The sequence below is a fragment of the Caloranaerobacter longqiensis genome (assembly GCF_050286925.1).
Taxonomy (GTDB): Bacteria; Bacillota; Clostridia; order Tissierellales; family Thermohalobacteraceae; genus Caloranaerobacter.
Window position 1 is genome coordinate 112,097 of sequence record NZ_JBFWFX010000003.1, and the last position, 21,760, is coordinate 133,856.

At 29.2% G+C, this 21,760-nt stretch carries 23 protein-coding genes; all 23 read left to right on the forward strand.

From position 1 onward, the window contains the following. Window position 1 precedes the first annotated feature (1 nt). The 23 genes from fabK (at window position 2) to dprA (ending at window position 21,699) form a co-directional block, all read left to right on the forward strand. Complete coding sequence (gene fabK / locus AB4Y15_RS03950) at window positions 2-931, forward strand: enoyl-[acyl-carrier-protein] reductase FabK (protein ID WP_427338582.1); 930 nt, start codon at window positions 2-4, stop codon at window positions 929-931. 10 nt (window positions 932-941) lie between these two features. Beyond that, a complete protein-coding gene (gene fabD, locus AB4Y15_RS03955) occupies window positions 942-1,886 on the forward strand; it encodes an ACP S-malonyltransferase (protein ID WP_427338583.1) in 945 nt (314 codons plus the stop codon). 12 nt (window positions 1,887-1,898) lie between these two features. Then, window positions 1,899-2,642, forward strand: coding sequence for a 3-oxoacyl-[acyl-carrier-protein] reductase (gene fabG / locus AB4Y15_RS03960; protein WP_427338585.1), 744 nt, complete (start codon window positions 1,899-1,901; stop codon window positions 2,640-2,642). 33 nt (window positions 2,643-2,675) lie between these two features. After that, on the forward strand, window positions 2,676-2,906 hold the full coding sequence (acpP, locus tag AB4Y15_RS03965; protein WP_035162057.1) for an acyl carrier protein: 231 nt from the start codon (window positions 2,676-2,678) through the stop codon (window positions 2,904-2,906). 78 nt (window positions 2,907-2,984) lie between these two features. Then, window positions 2,985-4,223, forward strand: a complete 1,239-nt coding sequence (fabF, locus tag AB4Y15_RS03970; protein ID WP_427338586.1) for a beta-ketoacyl-ACP synthase II — start codon at window positions 2,985-2,987, stop codon at window positions 4,221-4,223. 171 nt (window positions 4,224-4,394) lie between these two features. Beyond that, complete coding sequence (gene rnc / locus AB4Y15_RS03975) at window positions 4,395-5,117, forward strand: ribonuclease III (protein ID WP_427338587.1); 723 nt, start codon at window positions 4,395-4,397, stop codon at window positions 5,115-5,117. Continuing rightward, complete coding sequence (locus tag AB4Y15_RS03980) at window positions 5,107-6,198, forward strand: elongator complex protein 3 (RefSeq protein WP_427338588.1); 1,092 nt, start codon at window positions 5,107-5,109, stop codon at window positions 6,196-6,198. The genes rnc and AB4Y15_RS03980 overlap by 11 nt, the downstream gene beginning before the upstream one ends. Before the next feature lie 117 nt (window positions 6,199-6,315). Further along, the gene (smc, locus tag AB4Y15_RS03985) at window positions 6,316-9,897 is read left to right on the forward strand and encodes a chromosome segregation protein SMC (RefSeq protein ID WP_427338589.1); all 3,582 of its coding nucleotides are present in this window, start codon (window positions 6,316-6,318) and stop codon (window positions 9,895-9,897) included. Between the two features lie 12 nt (window positions 9,898-9,909). Beyond that, complete coding sequence (ftsY, locus tag AB4Y15_RS03990; protein ID WP_427338590.1) at window positions 9,910-10,956, forward strand: signal recognition particle-docking protein FtsY; 1,047 nt, start codon at window positions 9,910-9,912, stop codon at window positions 10,954-10,956. Between the two features lie 47 nt (window positions 10,957-11,003). Further along, on the forward strand, window positions 11,004-11,417 hold the full coding sequence (gene ylxM, locus AB4Y15_RS03995; RefSeq protein WP_427338591.1) for a YlxM family DNA-binding protein: 414 nt from the start codon (window positions 11,004-11,006) through the stop codon (window positions 11,415-11,417). Beyond that, complete coding sequence (gene ffh / locus AB4Y15_RS04000) at window positions 11,417-12,757, forward strand: signal recognition particle protein (RefSeq protein WP_427338592.1); 1,341 nt, start codon at window positions 11,417-11,419, stop codon at window positions 12,755-12,757. Before ylxM ends, ffh begins: the two co-directional genes overlap by 1 nt. A 26-nt stretch (window positions 12,758-12,783) precedes the next feature. Beyond that, a complete protein-coding gene (gene rpsP / locus AB4Y15_RS04005) occupies window positions 12,784-13,053 on the forward strand; it encodes a 30S ribosomal protein S16 (RefSeq protein ID WP_069649679.1) in 270 nt (89 codons plus the stop codon). 24 nt (window positions 13,054-13,077) lie between these two features. Next, window positions 13,078-13,308, forward strand: coding sequence for a KH domain-containing protein (locus AB4Y15_RS04010; protein ID WP_035162837.1), 231 nt, complete (start codon window positions 13,078-13,080; stop codon window positions 13,306-13,308). A 95-nt stretch (window positions 13,309-13,403) separates the two neighbouring features. Further along, a complete protein-coding gene (rimM, locus tag AB4Y15_RS04015; protein WP_427338594.1) occupies window positions 13,404-13,901 on the forward strand; it encodes a ribosome maturation factor RimM in 498 nt (165 codons plus the stop codon). Beyond that, the gene (trmD, locus tag AB4Y15_RS04020; RefSeq protein WP_427338596.1) at window positions 13,898-14,629 is read left to right on the forward strand and encodes a tRNA (guanosine(37)-N1)-methyltransferase TrmD; all 732 of its coding nucleotides are present in this window, start codon (window positions 13,898-13,900) and stop codon (window positions 14,627-14,629) included. The genes rimM and trmD overlap by 4 nt, the downstream gene beginning before the upstream one ends. 106 nt (window positions 14,630-14,735) lie before the next feature. After that, on the forward strand, window positions 14,736-15,083 hold the full coding sequence (rplS, locus tag AB4Y15_RS04025) for a 50S ribosomal protein L19 (protein ID WP_427338598.1): 348 nt from the start codon (window positions 14,736-14,738) through the stop codon (window positions 15,081-15,083). A gap of 106 nt (window positions 15,084-15,189) precedes the next feature. Then, the gene (gene ylqF, locus AB4Y15_RS04030) at window positions 15,190-16,038 is read left to right on the forward strand and encodes a ribosome biogenesis GTPase YlqF (protein ID WP_427338600.1); all 849 of its coding nucleotides are present in this window, start codon (window positions 15,190-15,192) and stop codon (window positions 16,036-16,038) included. Window positions 16,039-16,134: 96 nt separating this feature from the next. Beyond that, window positions 16,135-16,788 carry a ribonuclease HII gene (gene rnhB / locus AB4Y15_RS04035; protein ID WP_427338602.1) on the forward strand — a complete coding sequence of 218 codons (654 nt, stop codon included), beginning with the start codon at window positions 16,135-16,137 and terminating at the stop codon, window positions 16,786-16,788. Continuing rightward, complete coding sequence (locus AB4Y15_RS04040) at window positions 16,775-18,151, forward strand: hypothetical protein (protein ID WP_427338604.1); 1,377 nt, start codon at window positions 16,775-16,777, stop codon at window positions 18,149-18,151. The genes rnhB and AB4Y15_RS04040 overlap by 14 nt, the downstream gene beginning before the upstream one ends. 5 nt (window positions 18,152-18,156) lie before the next feature. Next, entirely contained in the window at window positions 18,157-18,438 is a 282-nt protein-coding gene (locus AB4Y15_RS04045) for an EscU/YscU/HrcU family type III secretion system export apparatus switch protein (RefSeq protein ID WP_427338606.1), read from the forward strand. After that, window positions 18,419-18,781, forward strand: coding sequence for a YraN family protein (locus tag AB4Y15_RS04050; RefSeq protein WP_427338607.1), 363 nt, complete (start codon window positions 18,419-18,421; stop codon window positions 18,779-18,781). Before AB4Y15_RS04045 ends, AB4Y15_RS04050 begins: the two co-directional genes overlap by 20 nt. Before the next feature lie 262 nt (window positions 18,782-19,043). Then, window positions 19,044-20,573, forward strand: a complete 1,530-nt coding sequence (locus AB4Y15_RS04055) for a YifB family Mg chelatase-like AAA ATPase (RefSeq protein ID WP_427338609.1) — start codon at window positions 19,044-19,046, stop codon at window positions 20,571-20,573. 31 nt (window positions 20,574-20,604) lie between these two features. Further along, window positions 20,605-21,699 carry a DNA-processing protein DprA gene (gene dprA, locus AB4Y15_RS04060; RefSeq protein ID WP_427338611.1) on the forward strand — a complete coding sequence of 365 codons (1,095 nt, stop codon included), beginning with the start codon at window positions 20,605-20,607 and terminating at the stop codon, window positions 21,697-21,699. The last annotated feature ends 61 nt before the right edge of the window (window positions 21,700-21,760 follow it).

The following is a 21,760-nucleotide window of genomic DNA, read 5'->3' on the forward strand; positions in this document are numbered from 1 at the left end:
GATGTTTAGAACTGTAATTTGCGATTTATTGAACATTCAATATCCGATTATACAAGGTGGTATGGCATGGGTTGCAACATCAGAGCTTGCTGCAGCTGTATCTAATGCAGGTGGATTGGGGATAATTGGATGTGGCAACGCACCTGTTGATGTAATAGAAGAGGAAATATTTAAGATTAAGAAAATGACATCAAAACCGTTCGGTGTTAATGTTATGTTATTGTCCCCTTATGTTGATGAAATTATGGAGTTACTATATAGAGAAAAAGTTCCTGTAATAACGACAGGAGCAGGAAATCCTGGCAAATATATAGGCAGATTTAAAGAGATTGGTACAAAAGTGCTACCTGTAGTTCCTTCAGTTGCTCTTGCAAAGAGAATGGAAAAAGTAGGTGCGGATGCATTAATTGTTGAAGGTACTGAGGCAGGTGGGCATATCGGAGAACTTACTACAATGGCTTTAGTGCCTCAAGTTGTTGATGCGGTTAATATACCTGTAATTGCGGCTGGAGGAATTGCTGATGGAAGAGGTTTTGTTGCAGCATTAGCTCTAGGTGCAAAAGGAGTACAGATTGGTACAAGGTTTGTTTGTACTAAAGAGTGTATAGCACATGAGAATTATAAAAAAATGATACTTAAAGCGGGAGATAGAGATGCAGTAGTAACAGGAAGAGTTACAGGGCATCCTGTAAGATCTATTAAAAATAAACTTACTAAAAAGTTTATAAAACTAGAAAAAGAAGGAGCAGATAAAGAGACGATTGAAAAGTTAGGGATAGGAACATTAAGAAATGCTGTTTTAAATGGAGATGTTGAAAATGGTTCTGTAATGGCAGGACAGATTAGTGGATTAATTAAAGAAATTAAAACTTGTAAAGAAGTTATAGAAGATATAATTGCTGAGGCCAAAAAGGTTAAAGAAAGTTTATAGGAGTGATAAAATGAGCAGAATTGCATTTATTTTTCCTGGTCAAGGAGCTCAATATGTTGGAATGGGAAGCGATATTGTTAAAAACTATAAAGTTGCAGCAGAAGTATTTGATATAGCAAATGAGAGTTTGGGATTTGATTTAAAAAGGCTTTGCTTTGAAGGACCTAGTGAAGAGTTAGTTAAAACTGAAAATACTCAGCCAGCTATTTTAACTACTTCAATTGCTATATTAAAAGTAGTTGATGAATTAGGTTTAAAGGCTGAAATAACTGCTGGATTGAGTTTAGGAGAGTATTCATCTTTGGTATATAGTGGTGCTTTTAAATTTGAGGAAGCGGTAAAACTTGTAAAGACTAGAGGTAAATTGATGCAGGAAACAGTGCCTTTTGGGGTAGGAACTATGGCTGCAATTATAGGATTAGAAAGAGAGGTAGTTGAAGAAGTAGTTAAAGAATCATGTGATGTAGGGATAGTTGAATGTGCAAATTATAATTGCCCTGGTCAAATAGTGATTTCTGGAGAAGTTAAAGCTGTTGAAAAAGCATGTGATATTGCTAAAGAAAAAGGGGCTAAGAAGGCTTTGAAGTTATCAGTAAGTGCTCCTTTCCATTCAAGTTTATTGAAACCAGCGGGAGATAGGCTAAGTGATGAGCTAAAAAAAGTTTCAATAGGAAAGATGAAAACAAAAATAGTTTCAAATGTAACAGCGAAGATTATCGAAAATGAAAATGAAATTAGAGAACTTTTATCAAAGCAGGTGTTTATGCCTGTATTGTGGCAAGATAGTATTGAATTTATGATTAAATATGGAATCGATACATTTATAGAAATAGGTCCAGGTAAATCATTAAGCAGTTTTGTAAAGAAAACAGCAAAGAAATTAGGTACAAAGGTTACAACAATTAATGTTGAGAATATAGATACACTATCCAAATTAAATGAATTTTTAAGTTAAGGAGCTGAGTTTATGAATCTAACTGGCAAGATAGCGCTTATAACAGGAGGTTCAAGAGGAATTGGCAAGGCTATAGCACTAAAATTAGCTTCTTTAGGAGCTAATATAGTTGTTAATTATACAAAAAGTGATACTAAAGCTAAGGAAGTAATAAAATTGGCAGAGGAAATGGGAGTTAAAGCTATAGCAGTAAAGGCAGATATATCAAATAAAGACGATGTAGAAAACTTTATAAATAAAGTTTTAGACGAATTTGGTAGAATTGATATTTTAGTAAATAATGCTGGAATAACTAGAGATAATTTGCTAATGAGAATGAAAGAAGAAGAGTGGGATGATGTAATCAATATTAATTTAAAAGGAACATTTAATGTTACTAAGGCAGCGATTAGGACTATGATGAAACAAAAAAGTGGAAGTATCATAAATGTAGCTTCAGTAGTAGGTATTACAGGTAATCAGGGGCAATGTAATTATGCTGCTTCTAAAGCTGGAATAATAGGATTTACTAAATCAATTGCTAAAGAAGTGGCTAAGAAAAAAGTAAGAGTGAATGCAATAGCTCCAGGGTTTATAAAGACTGACATGACAGATAAATTACCAGATAAAGTAAAGGAAGAATACTTAAGCAAAATACCTTTGAATAGATTAGGAGAACCTGAGGATATAGCTAATGCAGTTGCATTTCTAGCGAGTGATCTATCTTCTTACATAACAGGTCAAGTTTTAATTGTAGATGGAGGATTATTAATATAAATCATTGTAATAATATTGAAGGGAGGTGTAAGTATGGTATTTGAAAAACTTAAGAAAATAATAGCTGAACAGCTAGAGGTTGAGGAAGATGAAATAAAAATGGAATCATCTTTTCAAGACGACCTTGATGCAGACTCTCTTGATGTAGTTGAACTTATTATGGCTATTGAAGATGAGTTTGATTTAGAAATTCCAGATGAGGAAGCAGAAAAGATAAAAACTGTTAAAGATGCAGTTGAGTACATTCAAAATAACATGAAGTAATTATGAAATAATGGTCCCGATTTTTTCGGGACCTTAAAAATAGATTTCTATTAACTAGACATTTTAGGAGGTTAAACCATGATGAGAAGGGTGGTTATTACCGGTATAGGTATAATAAGTCCAATCGGAATTGGAATAGAAGAATTTTGGGGTGCTATTAAAGAAGGTAAAAATGGTGTTGATTATATAACGAAATTTGATACTGAAGGTTATTCTACAAAAATAGCAGCAGAAGTAAAGGATTTTAAGCCTGAAGATTACATGGATAAAAAAGAGGCAAAAAGGATGGATAGGTTTACTCAATTTGCAGTCGCTGCAAGTAAATTAGCTGTAGAAGATGCTCAGTTAAAATTAGATTCGATAAATAAAGAGAGATTTGGAGTTATAATAGGTTCTGGTGTTGGTGGATTAGCTACGCTTGAAGAGCAACATGAAAAATTATTAAAAAAAGGTCCTAAACGAATAAGTCCTTTTTTTATACCTATGATGATTAGTAATATGGCAGCTGGGCAAATAGCTATTTTATTAGGTGCAAAAGGGCCAAATGAAACAGTTGTTTCTGCATGTGCTTCTTCGACAAATGCTATAGGTGATAGTTTCAAGATAATTCAGCGAGGAGATGCAGATATAATTATTACAGGTGGTGCCGAAGCTGCAATTACACCATTGGCTTTAGCTGGTTTTTCTTCTATGAAAGCATTATCAACTAATAATGATAATCCTAAACTAGCTAGTAGACCATTTGATAAGAATAGAGATGGTTTTGTAATGGGAGAAGGTTCAGCAATTCTTATTTTAGAAGAATTAAATCATGCTTTAAATAGAGGAGCTAAAATATATGGAGAAATTGTAGGATATGGTATGACATGTGATGCTTATCATATAACTGCACCAGCAGAAAATGGAGAAGGAGCAGCTAGAGCTATGAAATTAGCTTTAGATGACGCAGGTATAAAACCAAATGTGATAGATTATATAAATGCTCATGGAACATCTACGCCATATAATGATAAGTTTGAGACTGCTGCTATTAAAGAAGTTTTTAAAGATCATGCTTACAAACTAAAAGTAAGTTCTACTAAATCAATGACTGGGCACTTATTAGGTGCTGCTGGTGGGCTTGAAGGAGCAGTGTGTGCTTTAACAGTATATCATGATTTTATACCACCTACAATTAATTATAATACAAAAGATGAAGAATGTGATTTAGATTATGTGCCTAATAAAGGAATAGAACAAAAAGTAATCTATGCAATGTCAAATTCTCTAGGCTTTGGTGGTCATAACGCTTCTATTATAATAAAAAAATATGTTTAGTAAAAAAGACTAGGTTTTTGCCTAGTCTTTTTTACTGAATTATCACTTTACAATTTTTAAAATAGCAAATAACTGATTAGATTTAAAAACCATTTGCATGTAAATAATAGTATGTAGTAAACTATTAATGAGATAAAGGCAAATTGTTTTAAATCAGTTTGGAGGTAGATTATGTCTTTAGATAATGAACGAATGAAATTATTAGATGAATTACAGAATAAAATTGGATATAGATTTCATAATATAAATCTTCTTAATAGAGCGTTAACACATAGTTCATATGCTAATGAGCATAGAAGATTGAAAATTAAATATAATGAAAGATTAGAGTTTCTCGGCGATTCGGTATTAAGTTTAGTTGTAAGCGATTATATATTTGAAAAGTATCCTAAATTTCCTGAAGGAGAACTGACAAAATTAAGAGCTGTCATTGTATGTGAAACGTCTTTATCAACAGTAGCGAAGAAATTGAATTTGGGCAAGTATCTTTTGTTAGGAAAAGGAGAAGAAGCTACTGGTGGAAGAGAAAGAATATCTATTTTAGCAGATACACTAGAAGCTTTGATAGGTTCGATATATTTAGATGGTGGGCTTGGAGAAGCTAGAAAATTTATATTAAATGTATTGAAAAATATAATTGAAGATGCTGTAGAAGGAAAGATTTTGATTGACTATAAGACTCAATTACAAGAAATAATTCAAAAAAGTAGTAAATCAGGTGTTTGTTATAATGTAATGAATGAATATGGTCCAGATCATAATAAAATTTTTCAAGTTAAAGTTTCTTTAAACAATCAAGTATTAGGTGAGGGGGTTGGCCGTAGTAAAAAAGATGCTGAACAATGTGCGGCTAAAAATGCTCTAATAAGGTTAGGTGTTTTAAATGGGGACTAGAAAAAAAATAATACCCATTTTTGTACCGCATAAAGGATGTCCACATGATTGTGTTTTTTGTAATCAGAAGAAAATAGCAGGGCAAATCAAAGATATAACGGCTATTGAAATAGAAGAAACGATTGATAAATTTTTAAAGACTATTCCTCTTAGTACAAAAGAAATAGAAGTGGCCTTCTTTGGTGGAAGTTTTACTGGGATTGATATTGAGCAACAAGAAGAGTTTTTAAATATAGTGTATAATTATAAAAAGAGGGGATTAATAGACAAAATTAGATTGTCGACAAGACCTGATTATATAAATGATTCTATCCTTACATTATTGAAAAAGTATGATGTAGATATTATTGAGTTAGGAGTTCAATCATTAGATGAAGAAGTTTTAATAAAGAGTAATAGAGGACATACTGTTAATGATGTAATTGATGCAGTTAATTTAATAAAAAGTTGGAATTTTGAATTGGGATTGCAATTTATGATAGGTTTACCAGGTGATACTAAAGAAAAAGCAATTAATACTGCTTTAAATATTATTAATCTTAAACCAGATTTTGTTAGATTGTATCCAACATTAGTAATTAAGGATACTTATTTAGAATATATGTACTCTTTAGGTAAATACAAACCATTGACTTTAGAGGAAGCCGTTGATATTTGTACAGACATATTAATTTTATTTAATTACTACAAAATACCAGTTATTAGAATAGGATTGCAACCGACAGAAAACATTTCTTTAGGAGGAGATGTTTTAGCAGGTCCATATCACCCTTCAATTAGGCAGTTAGTTGAATCAAATATATATAAAATAATTTTAGAAGAATTTATAAATGAAAATGAAATTAAAAATGTTTCAATATTAATTGAAATTAATAGTAAATTAGTATCAAACTTAGTTGGACAAAAATCAAGTAATGTTAAATATTTTAAAGATAGATATAATATAATTATTAAACTAAAAAAATCAGAGTTACCTTTAGAAATATTAAAGATATATGTTAACGAAATATGTTATGAAGTAGCTGTTAGAAGATATATGGAAAAATATCTTAAAAGGAAGGGTTTTATTCTACTTGAGTAGAATATATCTGTGTATTAGTGAAAACAGATATAATTATATGGGTTTCCGAATTTCTTGGAAACCTTTTATTTCTTATGCAGTTTAACTTTAGCAAACTAAATAAAAGAGGTGTTAAACTTGTTTTTAAAGAGGATAGAAATACAAGGTTTTAAGTCATTTGCAGATAAAACTGAGATTGAACTTAATGGAGGGATTACCTGTGTAGTTGGGCCTAATGGTAGTGGTAAGAGTAATATATCTGATGCTATTAGATGGGTTTTAGGAGAACAGAGTGCTAAAACATTAAGAGGTAGTAAAATGGAAGATGTCATTTTTTCAGGAACTTCTAAGAGGAGACCACTCGGTTTTGCTGAAGTTACTTTAGTATTCGATAATAAGGATGGGAGTTTACCTATAGACTATTCAGAAGTATGTATAACTAGAAGATTATTTCGTTCAGGAGAAAGTGAATATTATATAAATAAAAATTCATGTAGATTAAAAGATATTAAGGAACTTTTTATGGATACTGGTATAGGAAAAGATGGATATTCGATAATTGGACAAGGCAGGATTGATGAAATACTAAGTTCTAAGTCAGAAGATAGAAGAAATATTTTTGAAGAGGCAGCAGGGATAGTTAAATTCAAAACAAGAAAAGAAGAAGCAGAGAAAAAGCTTAAAAGAACTAAAGAGAATATTACACGAATTAATGATATATTAAATGAGATTGAAGGTCAGTTATCTCCATTAAAAATACAAGCGGAAAAGGCTAAAAAATATCTTGAACTTGCAGAAACATTAAAAGATTTAGAAGTTAATTTATATTTAAGAGAAATAGATAGGTTGAAAGGGCAGATAGATCATATAGAAAAACAGAAAAATGTAATTCAAGAACAATTAAAATATAATGAGGAAAGACGGGAAATATTAGAAAGCAAGTATAACAAAGTAAAAAATGAAATTGAAAAAATGGAGAAAAATATAGAAATCATACAAAATAATAGGTATGATGTTCAAAATAAAATTGAGAAAATTGATGGTGAGATAAGATTATGCGATGAAAAAACAGAAATTTTGAAAAAAGAACAAAACAAGATAAGTAATAATATAGAGAAATTAGTAAAACGGCAAAACGAGATTGAAACAGAAAAACTTAAACTTGTCAATAGCAAAGAAAAGTTAAGTGAGAAGATTAGCAGCTTAAGATCTGAACTAAATGAACGTTTGAATAAATTGGACAAACTAGATGATGAAATAAAGAGTAAAGAAAGAGGAATAGAAAATAAAAAGGATGCTGTTATCCAATTATTAAATAATATTACTGAAATTAAAAGTAAGATAAATAGTATTAAGACTTTTATTATAAATATTGATAAGAGAATTAAACAGATTGATAAAGAAATTGATGAATTAGTTTATAAAAAAAGTGATGCTGAAGCTAAAATTGAAAATATTGATTCGGAAATACAACTGCTTAATTACAAATTAAATAAAATAACTGATTTGAAACATTCATTAATGAATGATAAGGAAAAGCTAGAAGAAAAATTTAGAAATATTAATATGCAATTGGAACAAATAAAGGGTGAAATCCAAGCTAAAGTATCTAAATATAACCTTTTAAAAGAAATGAAAGAAAGTTATGATGGATTTTATAAAAGTGTGAAGAATGTACTTAAAGCAATTAAAAAAGATAGGCAATTAGGAGAAGGAGTAAGAGGGGTAGTTGCTGAATTATTAAGGGTTGATAAGAAATATGAAGTAGCAATTGAAATAGCGCTTGGTTCAGCATTACAAAATATTGTTACTGATTCAGAAAACGAAGCTAAGAGGATTATAAAATATTTAAAAGAAAATAAGTTAGGTAGAGTCACTTTTTTACCAATGACATCTATCAGAGGTAAGGGATTAAAGTCTGATGAAGAAGAGATAATAAAAACAAATGGAGTTATAGGTATCGCTTCAAAGCTAATAGAAATTGATGAAGAGTATAGAGAAATCTTTGAATATCTACTTGGAAGAGTAGTTATTGTAGAAACAATTGATGATGGCATCAGAATTTCTAAAAAATTAAAGTATTCAATGAAGGTAGTTTCATTAGATGGAGAAGTTATAAACCCAGGAGGTTCAATTACTGGGGGAAGCTTAAGTTCTAAGAATGTAAGATTATTAAGCAGAGAAAGAGAGCTTAATGATTTAGGTAAACAAATAATAGAGCTTAAAGAAGTATATAAGAGTTTAGAGATAAAATCTAAAAATATAAATGATGAATTATTTAAGTTAAATTCTGAGTTAGAAAAGAGTGAAAAGGATATCAACAGGTTAAATTTAGATATTTCAAATTTCGAGAATAGCAAACTTCAGAAGGAGAGAGAAAGACAAAATTTAATTGATTTAATAGAAAAATATAATAATGAGAAAAAACAATTATTAAGCGAAATGATGGAGTTGAATAAAGAAATTGAGAATTTGAGTTTAGATTTGAAAAACAGTGAAAGTAGATATAACTTAAGTAAAACAGAAATTGATAATTTAGTAAATAATTTTGAAAAAAATAAATTAGAACGAGATGATTTATCAAAATATTTAACTGATATTAAAGTAAATTTGGCTTCTTGCGAACAAGAAATGAAAGGGATTGACGAGTCATTTTTGAAACTTGATGAGGAGTATAAAAGAATTGCTAATGATATAGAAAATTTTGAAAGTGAATCAGAAAAAATTAGAGAAAATATTAAGAAGTTACAAGATCAAAGGACAATGCTTATTGTTAAAAAGAATGAGCTATCTCAAGAACTTTTAGAATATGATATTAGACTCAAAGAGATAAAAAGTGATAAAAATAATTTTATGCAGTCATTTTATAATGAACAAGAAAAGATAAAAGAAATGAATAAGAAGATAAATGAGTTACAGTCAAGTAAAAATACTCTAGATATTAAACTTGCACGATATAATATGCAACTTGAAAATTATACTAATAAGTTATGGGATGATTATGAACTTTCATATCAAATGGCTTTAAATTATAAAAAGGAATTAGAAAATGTAACTAAAGTTCAAAATGAAATTAGAGATTTAAAAAGAAAAATAAAATCTTTAGGAGAAATAAATGTTAGCTCTATTGAAGAATTTGAAAGAGTAAATGATAGATTTAAATTTCTTACTGAACAAAAAAATGATTTAATAAAAGCAGAACAGTCTTTAAATAAAGTTATCAAAGATATGGAAAGAAAAATGATAGAGCAATTTAGTATTAATTTTGAAAAGATTAGGAAGAATTTTAGTGAGGTTTTTGAAAAGCTATTTGGCGGAGGAAAAGCTGATATATATTTAGAAGATAAAGAAAATGTCTTGACAAGTGGAATAGAAATTATAGCACAACCTCCAGGTAAGAAATTGCAAAGTTTATCACTGCTATCTGGAGGAGAAAAAGCTTTAACAGCTATTGCTTTACTTTTTGCTATATTAAAGACTAAACCAACACCTTTCTGTATTTTAGATGAGATTGAAGCTGCTTTAGATGAAGCAAATGTGTTTAGATTTGCTGATTATTTAAAAGACTTTTCAGAAAACACTCAATTTATTGTCATAACTCATAGAAAGGGTACTATGGAAGCAGCAGATTCTTTATATGGTGTTACAATGGAAGAGGAAGGTGTTACTAAACTAGTATCAGTTAAATTATCGGAAAAAATTAACGAAAAAGCTAGCTAAGGAGGTTTTAAAATGTTAAAGAAATTTTTTAAAAAGATTAAAAAAGAAAATAGTTTAGAACAAAAAGAAAACAACTTGCAAGAAAAGGAAATAATAACAGAGAACAAGATTGAAGATGTAAATAATGAAGAGAAACCAAAATTGGGTTTATTTAGTAGATTAAAACAAGGTCTAGAAAAGACAAGAAAAGGTATTACTGAAAAAGTTGACTTTATATTAAAATCTTATCAAAAAATTGATGAAGAGTTATTTGAAGAATTAGAAGAAGTATTGATAACTGCAGATATGGGAGTAAATACAACGATGAGGATAATTGAGGATTTAAAAGATAAAGTAAAGGAGAGAAAAATAAAGGAAGTTTTTGAAATTAAAGAGTTACTTAAAGAAGAATTAAAAGAAATTCTAACTGATATTGAAAGTAATAATAAAATTAATATAGAGCCGTCACCAGCAATTATATTAGTTGTTGGGGTAAATGGAGTTGGTAAAACTACAACTATAGGGAAATTAGCTTATAGATTAAAAAATGAAGGTAAAAAAGTCTTAATTGCAGCAGGTGATACTTTTAGAGCAGCTGCTATTGATCAATTACAAGAATGGGCTAATAGAGCAGGAGTTGAGATAATAGCTCATAAAGAGGGTTCTGACCCTGCAGCGGTTATTTTCGATGGTATACAAGCAGCAAAAGCTCGTAAAGCTGATGTGTTGATTTGTGATACAGCAGGTAGACTTCATAACAAGAAGAATCTAATGAATGAGCTTAATAAGATTTTCAGAATAGTAGAAAGGGAGTTTTCTGAAGCTACTAGGGAGGTTTTATTAGTAGTTGACGCTACAACAGGACAGAATGCAATTATGCAAGCTAAAGTGTTTAAAGAAGCTTGTGATATAACTGGAATAGTATTAACTAAACTAGATGGAACTGCTAAGGGTGGTGTAGTTTTAGCTGTTCAATCAGAGCTAAATGTACCAGTAAAATTAGTTGGTGTAGGTGAAAAGATAGAAGATTTACAAGATTTTGATCCTCAGAATTTTGTTGAGGCGATTTTTACAGAATAAACTTGACAAATAAGCATATGTATTATAAAATACAATCTGTCAAGTTTATGGCTTTACATTTTATTGATATGGTGATTTATATGTTTGAAAAGGCAGTAAAAATGGGGTTGTTATTTGACTTTTATGGAAAACTGCTTAGTGATAGACAATATACAATAATTGAGATGTATTATATACATGATTTGTCATTGAGTGAAATTGGAGAGCAACTAAACATTAGTAGACAAGGTGTTCATGATATATTAAAAAGGGCAGAGAAAAGATTATTAGATTATGAAGAGAAATTAGGATTAGTTAAGAAATTTTTAGAGGATAAGGATAAAATAAAAATTATTCTTAAACGATTGAACTTGATAAAGGATGATTTAAAACTAGGACGTTTAGAAGATATTAATTCTCATGTGATAGATATTGAGAATATCGCTTTAGATATTTTAGATAATGATCAGGAGGTCAAATAATGATTTTTGAAAGTTTAGCTGAGAAGCTTCAGAAAACTCTGGGTAAGTTAAAAGGTAAAGGAAAACTTTCAGAAAAAGATGTTAATGATGCAATGCGAGAAGTAAAACTTGCATTGCTTGAGGCAGATGTTAACTTTAGAGTTGTTAAAAAATTTATTAATAATGTAAAAGAAAGAGCTGTTGGGCATGAAGTAATGGAGAGTCTTACTCCAGGGCAACAGGTAATAAAAATAGTAAATGACGAGTTAACTAAGTTGATGGGAGAAACCCAGAGTAAAATAGAGTTTGCATCTAATCCACCTACGATTATAATGTTATGTGGTCTTCAAGGTGCGGGTAAAACGACTACATCAGGTAAATTAGCTGGTTTACTCAAGAAAAATGGAAAATCACCTTTATTAGTGGCTTGTGATATTTACAGACCAGCTGCTATTAAACAGTTACAAGTAGTTGGAAGTAGTATTGGAGTACCAGTTTTTTCAATGGGAGATAAGCAAAATCCAGTTAATATAGCTAAGGCTGCGATTGAATATGGCAAAAAAAATGGAAATGATGTTATTATTATAGATACAGCTGGTAGGCTTCATATTGACGAAGATTTAATGAACGAACTAGAAAATATAAAAGATGAAGTAAAGCCGCATGAGATTTTACTTGTTGTAGATGCAATGACAGGACAGGATGCAGTAACAGTAGCTAAGACTTTTGATGATAGATTAGGTATTAATGGTGTTATTTTGACCAAACTTGATGGAGATGCAAGAGGTGGTGCGGCTTTATCGATTAGAGCTGTTACTCAAAAACCTATAAAGTTTGTTTGCATGGGTGAGAAGTTAGAGCAGATAGAGCCTTTCCATCCTGATAGAATGGCTTCAAGAATTTTAGGGATGGGGGATGTTCTGAGTCTTATCGAAAAAGCTCAAGCTAGTCTAGATGCTAAAAAGGCAATTGAATTAGAAAAGAAATTAAGAAGTCAACAGTTTACACTCGAGGATTTTCTTGAGCAATTACAGCAGATGAAAAATTTAGGACCTTTAGATCAGATATTAGAAATGATACCAGGCATAGGTTCTAAACAATTAAAAAATTTAAAAGTCGATGAAAAAGAGTTAGTTAAGATTGAGGCTATAATACAATCAATGACAAAGGAAGAAAGACAAAATCCATCTATTATAGATGGAAGCAGGAGAAAAAGGATTGCTAAAGGTAGTGGTACATCGATTCAAGATGTAAATAGACTTTTAAAGCAATTTAAAGAAACTAAAAAAATGCTTAAGAAGATGGGTGAAATGGAAAAAGCTATGAAAAAGGGTAAGTTTAAAATTCCATTTTTTAGATAGATAAAATTTCAGAAGGAGGTGAAAGCATGGCAGTAAAAATCAGACTAACAAGAATGGGATCTAAAAAGAAGCCTTTCTACAGAATAGTAGTAGCTGATTCACGTGCTCCTAGAGATGGAAAATACATTGAGCAGGTTGGATACTATAACCCTGTTTCAAATCCAAAAGAGATTAAAATAGATGCTGAAAAAGCAATTAAATGGTTAAGAAATGGAGCTAAACCTACAGATACAGTTAATGATTTATTTAAGAAGAATGGTATTTATGAGAAATTAGAAGAGATTAAGAATGCTTAATTCGATCTTGGGGGGTGTAGAAAAATGGGTGAGTTAGTTGAAGTAATAGCTAAAGCTCTTGTAGACAGACCAGAAGAAGTACAAGTGAATGAAGTAGAAGGTACACAGTCAGTGATTATCGAGTTGAAAGTAGCCCCAGAAGATATGGGAAAAGTTATTGGGAAACAGGGTAGAATAGCAAAAGCTATAAGAACTGTCGTAAAGGCAGCAGCTACTAAGGAAAATAAAAGGGTTGTAGTTGAAATTATACAGTAAAGGGATTAGTTCGTCTAATCCCTTTATTTCAATTTTAGAATGAAAATATTTTTAAATGGATAGACTAAATTAAAACATTCAAAGGGGTATTGCCTATGATGATAGATTTTATTAAAGTAGGTAAGATAATAAATACTCATGGTATTAAAGGAGAATTAAAAATATTTCCATTAACAGATGACATGACTAGATTTGAGGAACTAGAATATGTTTATATAGAAAAACGAAAAATTGAAATAGAGGATGTTTGGTATAAGAAAAACTTTGTTATGTTGAAATTTAAAGGCTTTGATAATATCAATGATGTTTTGTGCTTTAAAGGTAAGTATGTATATATAGATAAAGAAAATGCTATAGAATTACCAGAGGATACGTATTTTATATTTCAGATTATTGGTTTAAATGTTTATCTCAAAGACGGCAAATTTCTAGGTAAAATTAAAGATATTATACAGACAGGTAGTAATGATGTTTATGTGGTTAGAGATAACAGTAGAGAGTATCTTATACCAGCTATAAAAGAAGTTATTAAAGAGATAAATCTTGATGATAAAAAGATGATCATAGACCCACTAGAAGGAATGATAGAATGAAAATAGATATTTTAACATTGTTTCCAACTATGTTAGAGGAAGTTTTTAGTTATAGCATAATAGGTAGGGCAATAAAAAACAAATTAATAGAACTAAATTACATTAACATAAGAGATTTTTCTGAAGATAAACATAAACGTGTTGATGATTATCCTTTTGGTGGTGGCCCTGGAATGGTTATGAAACCTGAGCCGATTTATAAAGCTATTGAGAGTGTGAGAAAGACTAATTCGAGGGTTATTTATCTTACACCAAAAGGAAAAGTATATAATCAAAATTTAGCAAAAGAGCTTTCAAAAGAACAACACTTAATATTGCTTTGTGGTCATTATGAAGGAATTGATAATAGGATAGTAGAAAATTATATAGATGATGAAATTTCAATTGGAGATTATGTACTAACTGGTGGAGAAATACCAGCTATGGTCGTAGTTGATTCAGTAGTAAGATTAATTCCAGGAGTTTTAAGTAGTGAAGAATCATTTGAAGAGGAATCACATTATAATGGACTCTTAGAATATCCTCAATACACAAGACCAAGAGTATTTAGAGGACATGAGGTACCTGATGTTCTTTTGTCTGGGGACCATAAAAAGATAGAAGAATGGCGACTATATCAGTCATTAAAGCTTACTTATTTAAGAAGACCAGATTTAATTGACAAGGTAAAATTGACTGAAAAACAAAAAGAAATATTAAATAAAATAAAGGAAGAAATAAATATATAGAAATAAGTTGTATTTTATATATATTTATGCTATAATTACATGTGGCAAAACGGGCGGTCCTCTGCTTAAAATAGCATGAACGTCTAGGAAGAAGGGAGGGGAAAACATGGACGTAATTAAACTAATAGAACAGGAACAAATAAGAGATGATATCCCTCAATTTAACGTTGGGGACACAGTTCAAGTACACTATAAAGTAAAAGAAGGAAACAGAGAAAGAATTCAAGTTTTTGAAGGTATTGTACTTAAAAGACAAGGTGGAGGTTCAAGAGAAACTTTTACTGTAAGAAGAGTATCTTATGGTGTAGGTGTACAAAGAACATTCCCTGTTCATTCTCCAAGAATTGAGAAAATTGTTGTAACTAGAAAAGGTAAAGTAAGAAGAGCTAAACTAAATTATTTAATAGGTAAGGCTGGTAAAGCTGCAAGAGTTAAAGAAAAAAGAGAGTATTAATTCGGGACTGATTTTCAGTCCCTATATTTATTTCAATAGATTATGAATACTAGATAAAAATTGAGTGATAATAGTTAACAAGTAGTTTTAAAGAGGGCGATGATGTATGAATATAAATTGGTATCCAGGTCATATGAAAAAGACAAGAGAATTATTAAAAGCGAACTTAAAGCTTGTTGATATAGTTTTTGAATTACTAGATGCTAGAATACCTATTAGTAGTAAAAATCCTGATATTGAAAAGATTATTGGGAATAAACCTAGGGTTGTGATATTAAACAAATGTGATTTAGCAGATGATATAGCAAATGAAAAATGGATTGATTATTATAGAAAAAAAAATATAACAGCTATTTTGATAAATGCAGCAAGAAATGTTGGGACTGAAAAAATTATTGAAGAAGCAAATAAAATATTAAAAGAAAAATTGCAAAAACTAAGAGCTAAAGGTATAAAACAAAAACCTGTAAGAGCTATGATTGTAGGTATACCTAATGTTGGGAAATCTACTCTAATAAATTCGTTATCTGGTAGAAAAAGTGCTAAGACAGGTAATCGTCCAGGAGTAACTAGAGGTAAACAATGGATAAAATTAAAAGGTAATCTAGAACTACTAGATACTCCTGGTATATTATGGCCAAAGTTTGAAGATCAAAACGTGGGACTTAATTTAGCTTTTACAGGAGCAATTAAAGATGAGATTATGGATATTGAAACTTTAGCATTGAGACTAATAGAAAGACTTATTGGTGTAGCACCAGATAAGTTAATAAACAGATATGAAATTAAATTAGAAGGAAAAATGCCATTACAAGTAATGGAAGAAATAGCATTGAAAAGAGGTTGTATTTTAAAAGGTAGAGATATAGATTATTCAAGAGTTGCTCATTTAATTTTAGATGAGTTTAGGAAAGGAACTATTGGCAAAATAACATTGGAATATCCGGAAAAATAGCCTTCCATAGAGGAAGGTTTATTTTTTAGAATCTTTATAAGTATAGTGAAGGATTTAGATAGGATGGATAGAATTTAAATATTATGGAGGGGTAATATGTTGACTATTGAAAGAGAACTATGGGAAAAAGGTTATGAGTATATTGCTTGTGTTGATGAAGTCGGAAGAGGATGTCTTGCTGGTGATGTAGTAGCTTGTGCAATAATTATGCCTAAAGATTTAGTTATTGAGGGTGTAAATGACTCTAAAAAGCTTTCTGCTAAAAAAAGGGAAAAACTATATGATATTATACTTGACAAAGCAATAGCAGTTGGAATTGGAGAAGTAGATTCTAAAACAATTGATAAAATAAATATAAAAAAGAGTGCTCAGTTGGCAATGAAAAAAGCGGTGATGTCATTAAGAGATAAAAATAACAATATTATAAAGCCAGATTTTATTCTGATAGATGCAGAAAAAATAGATGTTGACATACCTCAGATGAGTATAATAAAAGGAGATGCAAGATGTCATGGAATAGCAGCTGCTTCGATAGTTGCAAAAGTTTATAGAGATAGGAAATGTATAGAATGGGCCGAAAAATATGAAGGCTATGGATTTGAGCAACATAAAGGGTATGCAACTAAAAAACATAGGGAAGCAATAAGAATACTAGGGCCTTCACCAATACATAGGTTAAGTTTTCTTAAAAATATTTTAGAAAAAGAAAAGCAACTTGATTTATTTGGTGATATCTATGAGAATAGATAAACAGATGCAAATTTTTATAAATACGAAACTTAATAGTAAATTATATAAAGACAGTATTATCAGAGGTAGAATAATAGATATATCAGAAGACATTGTATCTATTGATTTGGGTAATGGTGATATTATTAAAGCGAGTACTTTGATCTCTTTAGAACAGTATAAAAATAAAATTCTAAATTTTTTTGTTAAAGACTTAACAGATAGTAATATAGTATTAACTCCATTAGAAAGGGAAGATATTTTTATAAATGATAAGGAAACATTTATTAAGGCATTACTAGAAAGCAATAATTTAAGTATGAACAAGGAAAATATAGAAATTATTGAGAATCTAATTAAATTTAAAATGCCGTTAAATAAAGAAACGATAGAAAAAGTTATAAAAATACTAAATAAAATAAGGAATTTGATAAATACTGAAGAAAATGAAAAGATTAAGTATTTAGGCACTAATAAGCACATGATGTCAGATAATATACTTAGATTCTTAAAGGAAAGTATTAAAACTGAAAAAGTATCATATGAGAATGATATTTCTAAAAGCGATATAATAACTGACAAAATTCGCGATGAATTAATAAATATCCTAAAAGGAAGTAAAATTACACCAGATATTGTTAAAAAAGTAGTTTTTCTTTTAAAATCAGAAATTGAAATTAGTTTAAATAATTTAAAGTTTTTGAATGAGTTAATTAATAATGGTAGTTTTATTGAAAGAGATTTAGAAGAGTTTTTAGTTACTTTACATGAAAAAAATATTATTAGTGATAAAGAATTTAAAAATTTAAAAATTAGTTTAAATAATCTGGTTATTAAATTTAATGAAAAAGATAAAAAATTACTAAAAACTTATTATAGAAATTTGAGACAATTGTTTAAAAAGTTAGAATTAATATTACATGAAAGAGATAAAGTATCAGATGAAGTTCTTGATAAATTTCAAATTCTGAAAGACAAGATTATTTTCTTAAATAAACTTAATGAAAATGCTACTTTTATATATTATCCATTCTATTTTACAGATAAAAGTGAATTGATAAATAAATTTTATATTTTAGATAAAAGAAAATTTAAAGGCAAAAGAGAAAATTTGAATATAATGATTTCTTTACAAACTAATAGATTTGATAAAATAAAAATATTAGCCAATATAGTTAGAGATAGTATTACAATTAGTTTTTATATGAATAAGAGTAGTTATATAAAGATTTTTGAAAAAAATGAATATAAGTTGAAAGATGCTCTAATTGAATGTGGTTATAACAAAGTATTTATAAATTATATAAATGGAGAAGATGTTGACCCTCTTGATGTTCTATCTGATAAAGATGTTAAGAATTATTTATTAGATATAAGGGTGTGATATATTTGAAAAATAAAAATAAAAAAATTGCAGTCGCACTTAAATATGATAAGAATGATATTGCACCTAGAGTTATTGCTAAAGGCAAGGGAGAAATTGCTGAAAAAATTATCCAAAAAGCAGAAAAAGAGGGTATTAAGACAATTGAAAATGAAAATTTAGTTGAAGATTTAATCAGTTTAGAAATAGGGCAAGCTATACCAGAGAAGTTATATATGGCTGTAGCAGAAATACTAGCTTTTGTATATGAATTAGATAAGAAAAAAGGTGAGAAGTTTGAAAAATAAAATTACTGGAATTATAGGAGAAAAATTAGCTGTTAATTATTTAATTAAAAATAATTATAAGATAATAGATAGAAATTTTAAATGCAAGTTAGGAGAAATCGATATAATTGCTGCTATAGATGATATGATAGTATTCATAGAGGTTAAAACTAGAAAGAGTTCTAGTTATGGTTATCCATATGAAGCAGTTACAGTAAATAAACAACAGAAAATAATAAAAACTGCTTATTCATACATAAAACTGAAAAAAATAATGAATAAACAATATAGATTTGATATTATAGAAATATTTTTAGATAAAAATATTAGGATAAATCATATACAAAATGCTTTTTGGATATAAATGCACAATTTGTTGTGCATTTTTTCTTTATAGTATTATTTGCTACTTATTGTTGTTATTTATGTATTACCCAGGTAATAATTATTGAATTAAAATTTTCAATAATATATCATAATTAATCTTATCATAAATGATAAAAACCAACTTTACCAACATTTTTATAAAAAACACATTTGTCAAGAGTATAAAGAAAAAAAGAAGGAAATTCAATTCATTTATTGAAGTATATAAACGTAAGAAAATAAAGGGGAGATTGGAAATAATGTTATCAAAAGTTAAAACTTGTGTATTACAGGGGTTGAACGGCTATATTGTTGAAGTAGAAACTGATATTTCCAGAGGAATGCCAGTTTTTAACATCGTAGGTCTTCCAGATACTTCTATAAGAGAGTCAAAAGAAAGGGTAAGAACTGCGATAAAAAATTCTGGATTTGAATTTCCTTTAAATAGAATTACTATTAATCTTGCACCTGCTAGTCTTAAAAAAGAAGGTTCACAGCTTGATTTATCAATCGCTGTGGGAATATTATTAGCAACTGGAGTTATAAAAGATAAAGATTTAAGCAAAGTGTCTTTTATAGGAGAATTATCTTTAGATGGTAATATAAATAAGATAGATGGTGCTCTTCCATTAGTTATATCGCTTAGAGATAAAGGTATTGAAAAGATTATAGTGCCTTATGAAAATAAAGATGAGTGTAGTATAGTAGAAAATATAGATATAATTCCAGTAAAAAATTTATATGAGCTTGTAATGTATTTAAATGGTGAGATAAACATAAAACCTTGGAAAATTGATATATCAAGTTTATTTAAAAATAGTAATGAATTATATGATGATTTTAGTGATATTAAGGGACAAGAATCATTAAAAAGGGCAATGGAAGTTGCTGCAGCTGGAGGACATAACGTTTTGATTATAGGGCCACCCGGTTCTGGTAAGACAATGATTGCTAGAAGATTACCTTCTATATTACCTGAATTAACATTTGATGAATCATTGGAAATTACTAAAATATATAGTGTAGCAGGTTTATTAAAAGATAATTCTTTAATTACAAAACGGCCTTTTAGAGCACCTCATCATACAATATCTAGTGCATCTTTGGTAGGAGGAGGTAGAATACCAAAACCTGGAGAAGTATCATTAGCACATTATGGAGTACTTTTTTTAGATGAGTTACCTGAATTTCAAAAAAGCGTTTTAGAAGTTCTTCGCCAACCAATGGAAGATGGCCATGTAACAATCTCAAGAGTTAATGCTTCTCTTACATATCCAGCTAAATTTATGTTTATAGCAAGTATGAACCCTTGTCCGTGTGGGCATTATGGCGATCCGACACACGAGTGTACTTGTAGTGAGAGAGAAATAAATAGATACTTAGGTAAAATTAGCGGGCCATTATTAGATAGAATTGATATACACATAGAGGTTACACCTATAAATTATAAAGAATTGGGTAGAAATATTGTGTCGGAAACTTCAGAAAGTATCAGAAAAAGGGTAAATGAGGCGAGAAAAATTCAAATTAATAGGTATTCTAAAGAAAAAATATTTTGTAATGCACAATTGACATCAAAAGATATAAATAAATACTGTAAATTAGATAATGAATGTGTTAAATTGATGGAAGAAGCATTTGATAATTTAGGTTTAAGTGCTAGAGCTTATAATAAGATTTTAAAACTAGCTAGGACTATTGCCGATTTAGATAAAAAAGAATCAATAGAAGTACAACATTTAGCTGAAGCTATTCAATACAGGAGTTTAGATAGAAAGTTTTGGCGTTAATCGATAATAGAATATGAAAGTAGGTAATACTATGAATAGTAGAGATATTTTAATTTGGTTAAATAGTCTTAATATAAATAGTAATACAATTGAAAAATTAGAAGAGTATTTTGGCGATTTTTATTCATTATGGGAAGCGTCAGCAGATGTTATTAATAAAATAAGTTTCTTAAGTGAGTATTCGAAATCTATTTTAGTTAAATATAAGGATATATATTATTATGAAGATTATATATCTAGAGTTCAAAAAATCGGGGCAAAAATAACGACAATTTTTGATATCGATTATCCTAAACATTTGAGGAATATTTATAATCCACCAAAAGTAATTTACATTAAAGGTAGTTTAGAGACCAAAGATGAAATTTCTATAGCTATAGTAGGTTCTAGAAAAGCTACTGCATATGGTAAATGGGTTGCAGAAAAGTTTGCAAAAGAACTAGCCAGCTTAGGAATCACTATAGTAAGTGGCTTAGCTCGTGGAATAGATACTAAAGCTCATGAAGGAGCACTTGCAACTAAAGGGAGAACTGTTGCTGTTTTAGGCAACGGAATAGATGTGATATATCCTAAAGTTAATAAGATGTTATTTGAAAAAATACAAAATAATGGAGCAATTATTACCGAATATCCTTTAGGAGTTCAGCCATTACCATATAATTTCCCAATGAGAAACAGAATAATCAGTGGACTTTCTTTAGGTGTTTTAGTTGTTGAAGCTAGTGAGAAAAGTGGTTCCTTGATTACAGCACAAATAGCTTTAGAACAAGGAAGAGAAGTTTTTGCGATACCAGGGAATATTAATAGTATCTATAGTAAAGGTACAAACTTGCTCATAAAAGATGGGGCAAAGATTGTTATGGATGTTGATGACATTATTGAAGAAATTACTTTGCTTAAAGATAGAATTAGAGCAAAAAGAGTTGAAGAAATTTCTTGTTTAAATTTGGGAAAAGATGAAATTAAAATAGTTGAATGTATAAAAGAATATCCTAAATACTGTGATGAAATATCTTACCAAACAGGATTGGATATAAAAAAAGTGAATAGTATATTAACAATTTTAGAATTAAAGGGAATTGTAAAACAATTACCAGGGAAGACTTTTCAATTAACTAATCTTTAAAAGTAGACTTAATATATAGTTTTTGATATAATAACAAACATTACGAAAGTTGGAGGTGTAT

Excerpts from the sequence above, each read along its gene's own strand:
- trmD (WP_427338596.1), top strand. The coding sequence starts at position 13,898 with ATGAAAATAGATATTTTAACATTGTTTCCAACTATGTTAGAGGAAGTT.
- ylqF (WP_427338600.1), top strand. The coding sequence starts at position 15,190 with ATGAATATAAATTGGTATCCAGGTCATATGAAAAAGACAAGAGAATTA.
- AB4Y15_RS03980 (WP_427338588.1), top strand. The coding sequence starts at position 5,107 with ATGGGGACTAGAAAAAAAATAATACCCATTTTTGTACCGCATAAAGGA.
- ftsY (WP_427338590.1), top strand. The coding sequence starts at position 9,910 with ATGTTAAAGAAATTTTTTAAAAAGATTAAAAAAGAAAATAGTTTAGAA.
- fabG (WP_427338585.1), top strand. The coding sequence starts at position 1,899 with ATGAATCTAACTGGCAAGATAGCGCTTATAACAGGAGGTTCAAGAGGA.
- rnc (WP_427338587.1), top strand. The coding sequence starts at position 4,395 with ATGTCTTTAGATAATGAACGAATGAAATTATTAGATGAATTACAGAAT.
- rpsP (WP_069649679.1), top strand. The coding sequence starts at position 12,784 with ATGGCAGTAAAAATCAGACTAACAAGAATGGGATCTAAAAAGAAGCCT.
- rimM (WP_427338594.1), top strand. The coding sequence starts at position 13,404 with ATGATGATAGATTTTATTAAAGTAGGTAAGATAATAAATACTCATGGT.
- fabD (WP_427338583.1), top strand. The coding sequence starts at position 942 with ATGAGCAGAATTGCATTTATTTTTCCTGGTCAAGGAGCTCAATATGTT.
- dprA (WP_427338611.1), top strand. The coding sequence starts at position 20,605 with ATGAATAGTAGAGATATTTTAATTTGGTTAAATAGTCTTAATATAAAT.
- rplS (WP_427338598.1), top strand. The coding sequence starts at position 14,736 with ATGGACGTAATTAAACTAATAGAACAGGAACAAATAAGAGATGATATC.
- fabF (WP_427338586.1), top strand. The coding sequence starts at position 2,985 with ATGATGAGAAGGGTGGTTATTACCGGTATAGGTATAATAAGTCCAATC.
- AB4Y15_RS04040 (WP_427338604.1), top strand. The coding sequence starts at position 16,775 with ATGAGAATAGATAAACAGATGCAAATTTTTATAAATACGAAACTTAAT.
- fabK (WP_427338582.1), top strand. The coding sequence starts at position 2 with ATGTTTAGAACTGTAATTTGCGATTTATTGAACATTCAATATCCGATT.
- AB4Y15_RS04055 (WP_427338609.1), top strand. The coding sequence starts at position 19,044 with ATGTTATCAAAAGTTAAAACTTGTGTATTACAGGGGTTGAACGGCTAT.
- AB4Y15_RS04010 (WP_035162837.1), top strand. The coding sequence starts at position 13,078 with ATGGGTGAGTTAGTTGAAGTAATAGCTAAAGCTCTTGTAGACAGACCA.
- ffh (WP_427338592.1), top strand. The coding sequence starts at position 11,417 with ATGATTTTTGAAAGTTTAGCTGAGAAGCTTCAGAAAACTCTGGGTAAG.
- rnhB (WP_427338602.1), top strand. The coding sequence starts at position 16,135 with ATGTTGACTATTGAAAGAGAACTATGGGAAAAAGGTTATGAGTATATT.
- ylxM (WP_427338591.1), top strand. The coding sequence starts at position 11,004 with ATGGCTTTACATTTTATTGATATGGTGATTTATATGTTTGAAAAGGCA.
- acpP (WP_035162057.1), top strand. The coding sequence starts at position 2,676 with ATGGTATTTGAAAAACTTAAGAAAATAATAGCTGAACAGCTAGAGGTT.